Origin of the sequence: Agrobacterium sp. LMR679 (genome assembly GCF_027157905.1) — a bacterium.
Lineage (GTDB): Bacteria > Pseudomonadota > Alphaproteobacteria > Rhizobiales > Rhizobiaceae > Agrobacterium > Agrobacterium leguminum.
Genome location: NZ_JAPVOJ010000002.1, coordinates 209684 through 223174, shown reverse-complemented (window position 1 = coordinate 223174; position 13491 = coordinate 209684). Strand labels below are relative to the sequence as shown.

General features: G+C 60.2%; 13 protein-coding genes and 1 tRNA gene. 9 read left to right on the top strand and 5 right to left on the bottom strand.

Going from position 1 to position 13491, the window contains the following annotated elements; genetic code table 11:
* Positions 1 to 44 precede the first annotated feature (44 nt).
* A complete protein-coding gene (locus tag O3W47_RS11940) occupies positions 45 to 497 on the bottom strand; it encodes an RbsD/FucU family protein (protein ID WP_137453007.1) in 453 nt (150 codons plus the stop codon).
* A gap of 273 nt (positions 498 to 770) precedes the next feature.
* Here O3W47_RS11940 and O3W47_RS11935 point away from each other — a divergent pair, with 273 nt between their 5' ends.
* From O3W47_RS11935 to O3W47_RS11915, 5 genes are all read left to right on the top strand, one after another.
* Entirely contained in the window at positions 771 to 2015 is a 1245-nt protein-coding gene (locus tag O3W47_RS11935; protein ID WP_080816583.1) for an aminotransferase-like domain-containing protein, read from the top strand.
* A gap of 326 nt (positions 2016 to 2341) precedes the next feature.
* On the top strand, positions 2342 to 3325 hold the full coding sequence (locus O3W47_RS11930; RefSeq protein WP_269313825.1) for an ABC transporter substrate-binding protein: 984 nt from the start codon (positions 2342 to 2344) through the stop codon (positions 3323 to 3325).
* Positions 3326 to 3334: 9 nt separating this feature from the next.
* Complete coding sequence (locus tag O3W47_RS11925; protein ID WP_137453010.1) at positions 3335 to 5029, top strand: ABC transporter permease; 1695 nt, start codon at positions 3335 to 3337, stop codon at positions 5027 to 5029.
* The gene (locus O3W47_RS11920) at positions 5017 to 6045 is read left to right on the top strand and encodes an ABC transporter ATP-binding protein (protein WP_137453011.1); all 1029 of its coding nucleotides are present in this window, start codon (positions 5017 to 5019) and stop codon (positions 6043 to 6045) included. Before O3W47_RS11925 ends, O3W47_RS11920 begins: the two co-directional genes overlap by 13 nt.
* Before the next feature lie 215 nt (positions 6046 to 6260).
* Entirely contained in the window at positions 6261 to 7370 is a 1110-nt protein-coding gene (locus O3W47_RS11915; protein WP_120947559.1) for an endonuclease/exonuclease/phosphatase family protein, read from the top strand.
* 29 nt (positions 7371 to 7399) lie between these two features.
* Here the strand turns inward: O3W47_RS11915 and O3W47_RS11910 are convergent, their stop codons facing one another.
* On the bottom strand, positions 7400 to 9139 hold the full coding sequence (locus O3W47_RS11910) for a GGDEF domain-containing protein (RefSeq protein WP_269313824.1): 1740 nt from the start codon (positions 9137 to 9139) through the stop codon (positions 7400 to 7402).
* Between the two features lie 213 nt (positions 9140 to 9352).
* On the opposite strand from O3W47_RS11910, the gene O3W47_RS11905 reads away from it, so the two are divergent.
* A tRNA-Thr gene (locus tag O3W47_RS11905) sits at positions 9353 to 9428 on the top strand.
* A gap of 271 nt (positions 9429 to 9699) precedes the next feature.
* The gene (locus tag O3W47_RS11900; protein ID WP_080816595.1) at positions 9700 to 10269 is read left to right on the top strand and encodes a hypothetical protein; all 570 of its coding nucleotides are present in this window, start codon (positions 9700 to 9702) and stop codon (positions 10267 to 10269) included.
* A 56-nt stretch (positions 10270 to 10325) separates the two neighbouring features.
* Here O3W47_RS11900 and O3W47_RS11895 read toward each other — a convergent pair whose 3' ends face one another.
* Complete coding sequence (locus O3W47_RS11895; protein WP_003522435.1) at positions 10326 to 10679, bottom strand: nuclear transport factor 2 family protein; 354 nt, start codon at positions 10677 to 10679, stop codon at positions 10326 to 10328.
* Between the two features lie 396 nt (positions 10680 to 11075).
* On the opposite strand from O3W47_RS11895, the gene O3W47_RS11890 reads away from it, so the two are divergent.
* Complete coding sequence (locus O3W47_RS11890; RefSeq protein WP_003522436.1) at positions 11076 to 11678, top strand: J domain-containing protein; 603 nt, start codon at positions 11076 to 11078, stop codon at positions 11676 to 11678.
* 8 nt (positions 11679 to 11686) lie between these two features.
* Here O3W47_RS11890 and O3W47_RS11885 read toward each other — a convergent pair whose 3' ends face one another.
* Entirely contained in the window at positions 11687 to 12295 is a 609-nt protein-coding gene (locus O3W47_RS11885; protein ID WP_269314828.1) for a DUF922 domain-containing Zn-dependent protease, read from the bottom strand.
* 159 nt (positions 12296 to 12454) lie between these two features.
* Positions 12455 to 12910: a PRC-barrel domain-containing protein gene (locus tag O3W47_RS11880; protein WP_003522438.1), complete on the bottom strand. Its 456-nt coding sequence runs from the start codon at positions 12908 to 12910 to the stop codon at positions 12455 to 12457.
* Positions 12911 to 13052: 142 nt separating this feature from the next.
* Here O3W47_RS11880 and O3W47_RS11875 point away from each other — a divergent pair, with 142 nt between their 5' ends.
* Entirely contained in the window at positions 13053 to 13478 is a 426-nt protein-coding gene (locus O3W47_RS11875; protein ID WP_174023648.1) for a DUF1801 domain-containing protein, read from the top strand.
* Positions 13479 to 13491 lie beyond the last annotated feature (13 nt).

Below are 13491 nucleotides of genomic sequence, written 5' to 3'. Positions count from 1 at the left end.
TGTCATGAAGGCCGGCGGCCAGCGCAATTTTCCCGTTTTTGGCCTTATGTGGCCGGCGGGATGACGCCCTTCGTCAGAAGGAAGCAGCCATAAAATCGTGTCTCGCCCGTGGTGATGACGCAATAGGCTTTTTTCGCCTGTTCGTAGAAGGCGAAGCGCTCGATGCCATACATGGGAGCGGATTTTCCTTCCGCCGCGTCGATTTCCTTCTGCACTTCCACCTGTACCGGCTCCAGCTGATCCGGTGCGCCCATCACTTCCATGCGGCCGACGGAAGGCTGCAGCGGTGTATCGAGCGGCAGGACGGAGAGGATCGCCTTCATGGCGCGGGCTGCGGAGACGTTGTCGATATGCAGTACCTTGCCGACGGTCGTGTGGCGGGCAACCGAATCGGAAGGGAAGTTGGTGTCGGAGATCACCAGCGTATCGCCATGCCCCATGGCGCGCAGCGCGTGCAGAACATCGGCATTCAGCGCCGGGTCGATGTTTTTCAGCATGTCGTCAAACTCCCATGATGCTTTCGCCGTGTTGCGGCGCGCGCGCAATCCAGCCGGAAAACCATGCCGCGTCAATCGCAAAGGTGTGATTGTGAAGCTTTGCGCAAGGGTGTATTTGGCTTTGTCCGCAAAATCGGGCCTCAAGGCAGGTCGGTTGCGGGCAATGTGCAGGGAGGCAGAAATAATTCGAAAAACTGATAAGTCAGTATTGCTGACGTATCGACATTTCTGTAAAGATGCACGCATAAAAACGACACAAGAGGAAACGTACCCATGCTTAATTGGGAACAAATTTTCGCCACGCGCTCTTCGCGCATGAAAGCGTCCGAAATCCGTGAGTTGCTGAAGCTGCTCGAACAGCCCGATATCATCTCCTTTGCCGGCGGTATTCCGGACCCGGCTCTTTTCCCCGCAGAGGAGTTCCAGCAGGCTTATGCGGAAATTTTTTCGGGTTCGCAGGTAAACTCGGCGCTGCAATATTCTGTCAGTGAGGGTTACAAGCCGCTGCGCGAATGGCTGGCCGGCGAAATGGCCGAGATCGGCATCGACTGCACCGCCGACAACGTCTTCATCGTTTCCGGTTCGCAGCAGGGCCTCGATTATCTCGGCAAGCTGTTCCTGTCGCCGAAGGATACGGCGCTGGTGACCTGGCCGACCTATCTCGGCGCGCTTTCCGCCTTCAACGCCTATGAGCCGAATTACGACCAGCTGAACCCCGGCGGTAACCGCACGCCCGAGACCTATCGTGAGAATGCCGCCAAGCTCGGTGGCGCGGTGAAGTTCGCTTATCTCTCCGCCGATTTCTCCAACCCGACCGGCGAAACCGTCGATCTGGCCGGCCGCGAAAAGGTTCTGGCACTGGCCGACGAGCTGGATATAGCCGTCATCGAAGACGCCGCTTACCAGTCGCTGCGTTACGATGGCGAGGCTGTTCCGCCGATCATGGCGCTCGACATCGCCCGCTCGGGCGGCATCGAGAACACCCGCACCATCTATTGCGGCAGCTTTTCGAAGACGCTCGCACCTGGCCTTCGTGTCGGTTACATCGTTGCCTCCGCGCCGGTTATCCGCAAGCTGGTGCTGATGAAGCAGGCAGCCGACCTGCATTCCTCGACCATCAACCAGATCGCCATCGAACGTGTCGCCTCGCGCGGCTTCGACAAACAGGTCGCCAAGATCAAGGCAGCCTATAGCGCGCGGCGCGATGCGATGCTGGCCGCGCTCGACAGATACATGCCGAAGGGCACGCGCTGGACCAAGCCGGAAGGTGGCATGTTCATCTGGGTGACGTTGCCTGAGGGTATGGATGGCGCGGCACTGCTGGCGAAATCCATCGCCACGGAAAAGGTTGCCTTCGTTCCCGGCCGCGCTTTCTTCGCGGATGGCTCCGGCACGAATACGCTGCGCATCAGCTTCTCCTGCGCCAACGAGGCGATGATCGAGGAAGGCATGAAGCGGCTTGGCCGATTGATTGCGACGGCGCAGGCGGAAACGGGCGAGGCGATCGCGGCGATTTGAGGGCGGCGGTTCTCGGCAGCGACGGAGTTTGTGGCTTCACCCCCTCTGTCCTGCCGGACATCTCCCCCTCAAGGGGGAGATCGACCTGTGGAAAGGTCTCCCCCATCTCAACGTTTGCGAATGAAGTGGCGGTAGCGCCTCTTGCCAATCTCCCCCTTGAGGGGGAGATGCCCGGCAGGGCAGAGGGGGTGAGCCGCAAGCGCCAAGGGGTACTGTTCCCCTCAATCCCGCTTGCCCCAACAGATCCACCCCAAAAATCCTGCCTGTCACATACATGTTATGCAATCATGTTTTAGCGGTCCCACCAAACAACAGGGACTGGACCCATGAAAACGCTGCTCTCCGCTTTCACCGCCATCGTGTCGCTCGGCTTCATCGCCACCGCCGCCAATGCCGCCGATCTGGTGCTTTACACCAGCCAGCCCAACGAGGACGCACAGGCGACCGTTGACGGTTTCAAGGCCGCCAATCCCGGTCTCGAGGTTGAATGGGTACGTGACGGAACGCCGAAGATCATGGCCAAGCTGATGGCTGAGATCAATGCCGGCAATCCGGTTGCCGACGTGCTTTTGATCGCCGATACCGTGACGCTGGAACGCATGAAGCAGGCCGGTCAGCTCCTCGCCCACAAGTCTGCGGAAGCCAAGAATATCGACGCCTCGCTCTACGATGCGGACGGCTTCTATTATTCCACCAAGCTCATCACCACCGGCATCATGTACAACACGGCTGCCGCGATGAAGCCGACGAGCTGGAAGGATTTGGCGAAGGCGGAAGCCAAGGGTCTGGTGACCATGCCAAGCCCGCTGACCTCGGGTGCAGCGCTGATCCATGCGCAGACGCTTGCCGCCGCAAACGGCCTCGGTTGGGATTATTACAAGCAGTTGAAGGCCAATGAAGCCATTGCCGGCGGCGGCAACGGTGCGGTTCTGAAGTCGGTCGCTTCGGGCGAAAAGGCTTATGGCGTGGTCGTCGATTACATGCCGATCCGCGAAAAGGCGAAGGGCGCGCCGGTCGAGTTCGTCTTCCCGGAAGAGGGCGTTTCGGCCGTCACCGAGCCGGTCGCGATCATCAAGGGCACCAAGCATGAGGAAGCGGCGAAGAAGTTCGTCGATTACGTGCTGTCCGAAAAGGGCCAGCAGGGCTTCGTCAAGCTCGGCTACATCCCGGTTCGCGCCGATGCCGGCATGCCGGAAGGTTTCCCGGCCCGCGAAAAGATCAAGGTCCTGCCGCTCAACGCTGCCGATGCGCTGAAGAATTCCGAACAGGACCTGAAGACCTTCTCCGACATCTTCGGCTCCAAGGGCTGATATAGCGGAATGACCCGTTCCAATGCCTATGGAAGCAGCCAGCCGCGCTGGCTGTTTCCTTTTGTGGTCAGCGTTGTTTTTGCGCTCAGCGCCCTGCCGCTCGGCCGGCTCGCCTATACCGGCATCATTTCGTCACTTAACGGTGACATATGGCGGCTTCTCGCCGATCCGGCCCTGTGGGATGCGGCGCTGAACACGCTCTCCACATCGTTTTTCGGCATGCTGATTTCGCTTTTGATCGGCGGCGCTTTCGCGCTTTCGCTGACGCTTTGCGACATACGCGGCAAGTCGATCCTGAGTTTCCTGTTCATGCTGCCGATGATGATCCCGCCGCAGGTGACGGCGCTGTCGTGGATCGGCATGACCGGTCCTTCGAGCACGCTGTTGAAGGCCTTCGGCCTTGCGCCGCCGATGGGGTCGCCGCAGCCGCTTTATTCGATTGCGGGCATCGCGCTTCTGCTCGGTGTGCAGCATGCGCCGCTCGTCTATCTGTCGCTGCGCGCCGGTCTGCTCGCCTTGCCGCAGGACGGCATCGAGGCTGCGAAGCTCTCCGGCGCGTCGCCGCGTCGCGTACTGTTCGATATCATCCTGCCGCTGTCGACGCCGGGATTGATCGCAGGCGCGGCGATCTCCTTCGTCTCCAGTGTGGGCAATTTCGGCATTCCGGCGATCCTCGGCATCCCCGCCTCGATCTTTACCCTGCCGACGCTGATCTACAGCCGTTTTGCCAGTTTCGGCACAAGCACATTCGGCGATATCGCCATTCTCTCCACCATGATCGCCATCATCTCCGTCGCCGGGCTTGCGCTGCAGGAACGGGCGATGAAGGGCAGGGACTATCGCATCATCGGCCTTTCCGGCAAGGCGGCGACCTTCCGGCTGGGGCTGTGGCGGGTGGCGGCGGAGCTTGCCCTGTGGCTCGTGCTGTTTTTCATGCTGGTGGCGCCGCTGACGGCGCTGGTGGCAAGCTCGCTCGCGCCCGCCTATGGCGTGCCGCTCAGCCTCAAGACGGCGACGCTGCATGCTTATGAAGAGTTGCTCTATCGGCAGAGCGTAACCCGTACGGCGTTCCGCAATTCGCTGTTTCTGGCGACGGCGACATCCTTGTGTCTCCTGGCGGTGACGGTGCTGACGGCTTATTTCCTCGTGCGCGGCAAAAGCCGTTTCATGTTCCTGCTCTCGGCGCTGGTGGATATTCCCTATGCGCTGCCGGGGGTGGTGATTTCCGTCTCCTTCGTGCTGCTTTTCGCCGCTCCCATTCCACTGCTTGGCATCACGCTTTACGGCACGATCTGGATCATTCTGCTCGCCTATTTCTCCTCCTTCTTCGCCGTCAGCCTGAAACCCATGGTCAGCGCCTTCCTGCAATTCGATCCGTCACTGGAAGAGGCGGCAAGGCTCTCCGGCGCCGGTTTCTGGCGGCGGCTGAAGGATATCATCCTGCCGCTGGTCGGGCCCGCAGCGGGGGCTTCGGTCATTCTCGTTTTCCTGATCGCCTGCAATGAGCTGACGGTCTCGGCGCTGCTGTGGTCCGCGGGCACGCAGACGCTCGGCGTGCTCATCTACAATCTCGATGATAGCGGCAGCTTCGATCTCGCCTCGGCACTTTCGGTGCTTGTCGTCATCATGGTGATTTTCCTCATGGCTCTGCTGGAAATTCTGGGGCGCTATCTGCCGAAAGGAGTGGTCCCTTGGCGAAACTGATCCTCAACCGCCTGTCGAAGAGTTTCGGTGCCGGTTCGAAGCCAGCCGTGGACGATGTGTCGCTGACGGTGCGTGACGGTGGTTTTCTCGCTCTGCTCGGGCCTTCCGGCTGCGGCAAGACGACGGTGCTGCGCATGATCGCCGGTTTCGAACAGCCGACCGATGGTTCCATCCTGCTCGGCGAGCGGGTGCTGGCCGATGCCGGCAGCATGGTGCCGCCGGAGCGGCGCAACATGGCGATGGTGTTCCAGTCCTATGCGCTGTGGCCGCATATGTCGGTTGCCGACAATGCCGGTTATCCCTTGAAGGTGCGCGGTATTTCCGGCGAGAAATATCGCGAGAAGGTGCGTCAGGCGCTGGCCGCCGTCCGCCTCGAGAGCTTCGCCGATCGCCGCCCCGCCGAATTGTCCGGTGGCCAGCGGCAGCGCGTGGCGCTTGCCCGCTGCCTCGTTACCGAGCCGGACGTGGTGCTGCTCGACGAGCCGCTCGCCAATCTCGACCGGCATCTCAGGCAGGAGATGGAGGAGACATTCCGCGAGTTCCATATCCGCTCCGGCGCAACGATGATCTATGTCACCCACGATCAGGCCGAAGCCATGGCGCTGGCAACCGATGTCGCCGTCATGTCGCAGGGCAAGCTGCTGCAGGTCGCGCCACCGGCGGAGCTTTATGCGCGGCCTGAAGGCAGGCTGGTCGGCTCGCTGGTGGGGCAGGGGTCAATCCTCACCGTGCCGGTTCCGGAAGGCACCTCTCGGGATATCGACGGGACGGCGCTTCGGGTCGCGATGGAAAGCGGCCGGCAATTGCCGAAGGCGGATATTCTCGTGCGGCCGCAGGATGTGGTGCGGGATGCAGACGGCATCGCCTGCACCGTCACCTCGGTTCTTTATGAGGGCGAGCGTTATTCCCTGCGTCTCGACCTGCCGGACGGGCAGGCGCTCAGAGCCTATTCGCGCGAAGCGGTTGACGTCGGGGACCGTCTGCCGGTCGCCATTCGCGCGGCATGGCGGCTTTAGTGCGATAAGTGTACTTCCCTCATCCCTGTGCTTGTCACAGGGATCCAGCCGACGCGCGTCTGCGCGGCGAAAAGAGTCCTTTCAGCCCAAGTCCTTGGGCTGACTGGATTCCTGTGACGAGCACAGGAATGAGGGAGGGTGAAGGACGTGGCCCTAGCTACTGGCGAGGCGGCGCGACACCGGCTAAGCTTTCGCTGTAGCAATAGGATTGATTCATGTCGCTTCGGCTTGCCACCTTCAATATCGAAAATCTCCTCACTCGTTTCGATTTCACCGGCTTTCGCAACCAGACGCGGCGCGACAGGGCGATCCAGCTTTTCGATATTCGCGACGAGGCGACCTATCAGGCGCTGGAAAGCGCGCGGATGGTGTCTTCCACAGACGATACGCGCCAGCTTTCGGCGCTCGCCATCGCCGATGCGGATGCCGATATTCTCTGCCTGCAGGAAGTGGACAACATGGCCGCGCTGCAGGCCTTCGAATATGGCTATCTCTATCGCATGGTCGGCAATGGCTACCTGCAGAAATATCTGGTCGAGGGCAATGACAGCCGCGGCATCGATGTCGCCGTTGTCATGCGCGAGGAGACGCGGGACGGCGACAGGATCGAGGTGGTCGATATCAAGAGCCATGCGGCGCTGACCTATCGCAATCTCGATCTCTTCAATCCCGCGCTTGCCGCCACAAACCAGATCGACGACAAGATTTTCAAACGGGATTGCCTGGAAATCGATCTGAGGATCGGCGGCAAGCCGCTCACGCTTTACGTCACGCATTTCAAATCCATGACCAATGCCCGCGATGCGGTCGACGCCCGCATCGCCACCATGCCGATCCGCGAGGCGGAGGCCATGGCCGTGCGCCGTATCATTGAAAACCGCTGGGGTGTGGGCAATACCCGCAACAAGAATTTCGCGATCTGTGGCGATATGAACGATTATCAGGAGCGTGTCGCGATTTCCGGCGACAGGCGCAGCGGCTACAGCTTCGCGCCCGTCAAAGAGGAGCGCAGCGCCCTTGATATCCTTTCGGCCGATGGTTTCGTGGTCAATCCGATGATGCGGCGTGATGTCATGGATCGCTGGACGCTTTACCATTCACGCGGGCCGCAGGAGCAGCATCTGTGCCAGCTCGACTATATCTGGCTGTCCCCGCGTCTGGCGGAGACGAACGCCACGCATGTCCCCGAGATCATCCGCAATGGGCAACCTTTCCGGACGGTATTCCCGCCGGGGCAGGAGGTCGAACGTTATCCCCGCACCGGCTGGGATCGCCCCAAGGCTTCCGATCATTGCCCCGTGGTCATGACGCTGGATTTGATCTAGTCGAAGCAAAACCCGCCGCCGGCGATTTCTTAACCGTTCGCGACCTTTGGGAAATAGGTTGCCCAGACCCGGTTGCGGCCCGCGCGCTTGGCTTCGTAAAGCCGGTCGTCGGCGATGGCGATCAACTCGTCCCAGCTGTTGATCGCACGCGCTTCCTGCCAGACCACGCCGAAACTTGCCGTCAGTGACAGGCCGCTTTGCTCGTCGATGGTCTGGGCTTCGATCAGGCGGCGAAGGCGGTCGGCCGTGGCCGTCGCCGTGGCATGGCTGACATCCTGCAGCACGACGACGAATTCCTCACCGCCATATCGGGCGAGAATGTCGTGCTTGCGCAATGCGCTGCGCAGCAGGCCTGCGGTCTTCTGAAGCGCGATGTCACCCATGGCATGGCCGTAACGGTCGTTGATCGATTTGAAATGGTCGATATCGACAATCATCACGCCAAGCGACTGACATTGTTCGTCGCCCGTCAATATGGAACGAACCGCCTTTTCGAGTGCGCGGCGGTTGAAGACGCCCGTCAGCGCATCGGTTTCGGAAAGGGTGCGCAGTTGTTCGGCCAGCGCACGCTGCTGGTTTTCCATTTCGCCCTTCTGGCGAAGCTGTTCGCGCAGGAAATCCAGTTCCTCGAACATCTTCTTCACTTCCGGAGCAACCCTGTCCTCATGATTGCTCTCGGAAAGATCACCGCCAGCGATGGCGGCGATCTGCGTCTGGACGGATTGCATGGGACGGAACAGCGCGGTTTTGTAAACCGATGTCAGCCGCAACAGCACCAGCACAGCGATGCCGGCGAGAAAGAGCGAGGTGCCGCCATAGATCAGGGCCTCCTGCTTTTTCTTTTCGATCCGCGCACGCGTTTCGGACAGAATAAGGTCGCGCAGGGTGTCTGACGACCGCATGCCGGCAATATAGTTTCTGGAGAATTCAAGCGCGCTTGGCTGGGCGGATGGCACCGCCATCACGATCGTGTTCTGCGCGTAACGTAAAGCCTGACCGAAATATTGGGTTTCAAGATCGCGCAATGCGCCGTCCAGTCGCGGCGTCGAGAGATAGGCGGCGGTATAATTGGTCAGCGATGCTTTCAGCGACAGCAGGCTCTGCATCTCGGTATCGAACTTGGCGCGATAACCGAGCTTTTCCTGCCTGTTCGCCTTGAGACTCATGATGACATAGGAACCGAGGCGACCGATACGGTCGCGCATCACGCCCGCCGTGCCCGTCATGGCGATGTCGATCGCCACGTCGGGCGTCACCTTGATGATGGCGCGTGCGGCCCTGCCGCGCAGCAGATTGACGCTGTCCGCCGCCTTGAACATCGATGCAATCGCATTGGACATCGCGCCGTGGTTACGCGCGTCAGGGGGGAGCGCGGCAACCTGATCGACCAGTTCCCGCGATTGCTCGAGCTTCTGGCGGGTATCAGCAAGCGACTTCGCCAGTTCAGGCTGTGTTCTGATATCGTTGGCGAAGGATTTCTCCAGCTCCGACAGCTTGTCGTCCGTTGCCTTGCGCGCGGCGGCAAGCCCTTCGGTCAGCCTTGCGTCCGGCACGGATGCGCCCATCAGATTATTGGCGGGGCCTCGCTCGGCCGACACCAGCCATGCGGACTGGAGAGCGGTTTCAAAGCGGCTGAGCTGCGCGGCATTGGTGCGATAGCGCAGATAATTATAGACGCTGGGCAGCGCGGCAAGGGTTGCCAGCAGGATGGAGCTTACGGCGATGATGATCGTGCCCGTCAGCTGGATTTTCTGTATGCTCGCGCGCATATGATGCGTTGTTCTCACTGGAATGGTTATGTTTCATCGCCATTCTAGTGGTGCTGCGTAAATACTTCGCTTATTTTCCGGGCCTTTTGCTACAATTGCGATCATGAGGACAGCCCGGCCGGCGACGGTGTGGAAAAGCGGTCTGTCGGTGCCACGGTGTTAGTTTTTACTTTACACCAAGTCAGAATCTGATAGTTGGCAAGGCACTGGCTTGCCCTTGTAGCTCAGTTGGTAGAGCACCTGATTTGTAATCAGGGGGTCGCGGGTTCGAACCCTGCCGGGGGCACCAGTAAAATCAATCGCTTAATCCTGAAATCTATTTGGTTGAATGAACCGTGCGACGGGTGACGCTTTGCGTCTGCCGCTGCGGGTGGTTGAGCCCCGATGAAACTGGAATGCCCGGCTTCGGCGTGCCGGCCCGGGGAACTTTCGCATCGGGAAGCTGGTCCTGCCCACTGGAAGGCGAGATCGGGAAGGGCGGGGCATCCGCCAGAGTTGTAAAGCCCGAAGGTTTAAGCATATTGTTCGGCGGATAAGTTGAGCAACAGCGGGCGCTTTCAATGGATGCATATGGTCATTTGCGGATATTGGTAAGCCTCATCCTCGGCCTGGCCATTACCAGGGTGTTGTCCGGACTTTCCAGAAGGCTGCAGGAGCCGCAGAAAACCGACCGCATGCACGCGCAGATCGTCTGGTCGATTGTCCTGCTTCTTGGAGCTGTTCATTTCTGGTGGTGGGAGTTTGCCCTGCGGCTGATCCACAACTGGAATTTCTGGATTTACATTTTCGTTCTGGTCTACACGTCGCTGTTCTTTTTGATGTCGACGCTGCTTTATCCCGATCACATTCAGGAATTGTCCGAACGGGAAAGTTTTTTCGTGCGCAGGCGACATGCATTCTTTGCCCTGTTTGCCGCCTCGTTCGTCTTCGATCTGCTGGACACCTACATCAAGGGCAGGGAACACTTCGAGCAGCTCGGGCCATGGTATCTGGCAAGGATAGTCGGCGGTCTGCTTATCGCGATTGTGGCGATGAGAACCGATAGCAGCCGCAAAATCATGTGGCTCGGTGTTATCTGGCTCTTCTTTAACGCGCTCTGGATAACGGCGATCTACAGCGACCTGTTCTAACTCCTTCATCGGAAAAGTAACCGGATCGCGAGCGGGGTGGCGGTTTCGATGATCGCCTACGGCTTTATGTGATAGAGCTTGTGCACGATCGACCAGTTGCCGTCGCGTTCCAGCAGGGAGAGATATTCGTAAAAATCCATGCCGTCGAAACGGGTCGTCAGCTTCACCGAGGCGCTGTCGCCTTCCTTGTCGATGCCCATGATTTCAAAAGCGGGATCGTGATCGGGGAGGCCGCGTTCGCTTTTGCGCATCTGGTCGACAAAGTCCTCCAGGGACAGCCATTCGATTTCGCCTTCGAAGGTTCCGACGATGCTGGCGCGCGGGTCGAAAACGTCGCGCATCAGGCTCTCATCCGCATAGGCCATGGCATGGACATAGTCCGTGACGGTCTGGGTAATCGTTTGCGGCATCGGATCGTCCTCCCTTTCAATCCAAAAGCCGAGCTTACACCCGTTGGCGTCTTTCCACCATAACCCCCTGAAAACGCGCCGGTTACGCTTCTCCCCATGGTGTTTTCCGGCCGGTTGCGGCGGGCGCGGTGCGGAACCGTGCGGCATGTTTTGCCGCCGCTTTCCACAATTTTGTCCCGCCTGTCATTATAGTCGCCTTGGGTCCGACAAATTTCGGCATCAAGGGCTTTTCCGCCCGTTACGATGCGGCGCGCCGCGAGGCTTTGTGTGGGCTTTGCCGGTTTAACCGCCGGGGCGGGGTGCCGCGCCGGGCGGAATTGGCCTATGATCCGCCCGCGTGCCAGACGGGAGTGGTGTTGGGCATGCGGGTAACAGTTTGCGTTTGAAGGTGTTTTTGTGATTGATCCCTATGTTTTGCTTGGCGTGGAGCGCGATGCCGACGAGGCGGCGATCAAGTCGGCCTACCGCAAGGTGGCCAAGGCCGCGCATCCCGATAGCGGCGGCGATGCCGAGCAATTCGCGCGCCTGCAGACGGCCTATGAGCTGCTGAAGGATCCGGTGCGCCGCAAGGTATTCGACGATACCGGCTACGATCCGCAGCTTGCCGACGCCAAGGACCTCAAGGGCTTGCTGATGCTGGAAACGCTGGTGAATGAATTCATTCTGGACGAACGCGAACCCGGCAGTTTCGACCCCGTGGCCGCCATGCGCCGCAAGCTGACCGACGATATTCTGAAAAGCCGTTTCCATATTCTCGAGCTGGAACGGCACCGCACCCGGGTTCGCAAACATATGGACCGTCTCGGCCGCAAGCCGGAAACCGATGTGCTGAGTTCGATGCTGCGCGCCCGCAGCCAGTCCATCGCCGAAGCCATCCGTAATGCCGAAGCCCAGATCGAGGCAATCGAACAGGCCTATACGATGCTCGAAGGTTATTCCTACGAGCTGGAAAGCGTGACGCTGGCCGAGCCCCTGCTGAAAGGCGAGGCGGCGGAATAGGCGGCCGTTCAGGGGCCGTTGACGAGGGCGAGGATGAGCTGATGCACCCGCCCGCCGGGGGAAAGCTCGTCGCGGTCGAAATCGCGGCCGCGCTGGCGCTGCTCGTTGGAAAGCTCACCCAGACGCTGTTGCAGAACGGCGCGCACCTTCTGGCATTTTGGATCGTTCTCCGCCCTCAGCCCGATGCTGAAGGCTTCGATCTTTTTCACCATGTCGAGAATATGGTCACCATGGACGCGCTCGTGGGTTTCCACGCCGGAGATGAAGGTTCTCCAGCTGGCGGCGACGCCGGGCGGCAGATTGGCCGGCGCTTTCGGCCAGGTGTAGATGATGGTGAGATTGGGCCTCGCGGTGGCCAGCACGCAGGCGCCATCCGGCTGCGGACGGTAATCCCGCCGCCATGTCAGCTTGAAGGTGGTGTGGGCAATGGCCTGCACGCCGGCGGTCGGACCACGCTCGCCAATCGATTGATAAAGCGCACCGCCCGAATTGCCGTTGATGGCGTAGGTTTTTATCTGCTCGGCCGGTTTCCAGTCGGCCGCCTGCGCTGACAGCGGCAGGGCGCCGAGCGCGATGGCGGTGCTGATGGCAAAGGAAAAGAGGCTATTGGCGGGCACGCAGCGATCCTTGGTGATTTGCGCGCCGAAGATAGGCGAGGCGCGCGCCGTCAGGCAAGTGCCCTCCGGCGGGGCGTGCCGGGTTTTTCCATAGGGTGCCACATATGAAAACCCCCGCGACAGGGCGCGGGGGGACAAGCTTGCGGACTGCAGGGGTAATCAGTCGTCCAGCTTGTCGTAATCGAGCTTCGGGGCGTTCTGAAGCGCTTCCTTGGTAGTGTCGACATAGGCCTTCCAGGTGCCGTTGTCGTTGTGGACCGCGACGGAAGCCGGGTCGAGCACCACATAGCTTTTGTCGATGCCGAGGAAACCGCCGACGCTGGCCACAAGGCCGATCACCGACTTGCCGTCGCCGATGACGACATCCTCGATTTCGCCGATGTTTTCGTTCTGCGCGTTATAGATGTCCATGCCATCGAGCTGGGACGCGGTGAGGTCGGTCTTCTGGACATTGACGAACTTCAGCGGGCCGCTGGCCTTGGTGCCCATGGTAATGCCTGGGCCGGACAAAGTGGCGTCCGCGCCGGCAGCAGGAGCAGTAGTGGCCGTCTGGGCAAAAGCCACGGAAGAGGAGAGCGCTGCTGCCGCAGCGAGAGCGATGACCTTGATTTTCATGATGTTTCTTCCCTTTGTATGCTGAACGTTGCGTTCGGGGAGGAAACGGCGGGAGGCGGATTTGGTTCCTCATGGGAGGACAGGAAAATTTCGTCTATGCTGAAAAAAAGGAACAGGCGTGCGTCGAAATCGGGAGGAAGCCATGGCGAAAAACACGATGACGAAAGATGCGGAGGAGACCGCACCATCGGACTTCATCGACCGCAAGATCGCGGAGCTCGGCGACTGGCGCGGCGAGACGCTCGCGCATATTCGCGCGGTGATCAGGAAGGCCGATCCGGAGGTGGTGGAAGAGGTGAAATGGCGCGGCGTGCCGGTCTGGTCGCATGCGGGTATCCTCTGCACCGGCGAAACCTACAAAAGCGCGGTGAAGATGACATTTGCGAAGGGCGCCTCGCTGGAGGACCCGGCGGGGCTGTTCAATTCGAGCCTTGAGGGCAATATGCGGCGGGCGATTGATTTTCACGAGGGGGATATCGTGAATGAGGAGGCGCTGGCGGCGCTGATCCGGGCGGCGGTGGCGTTGAACGCGGTGGGGAAGGGCGGGAAAAAGCGGGCCGGAAAGTAACCGGATTTATCCG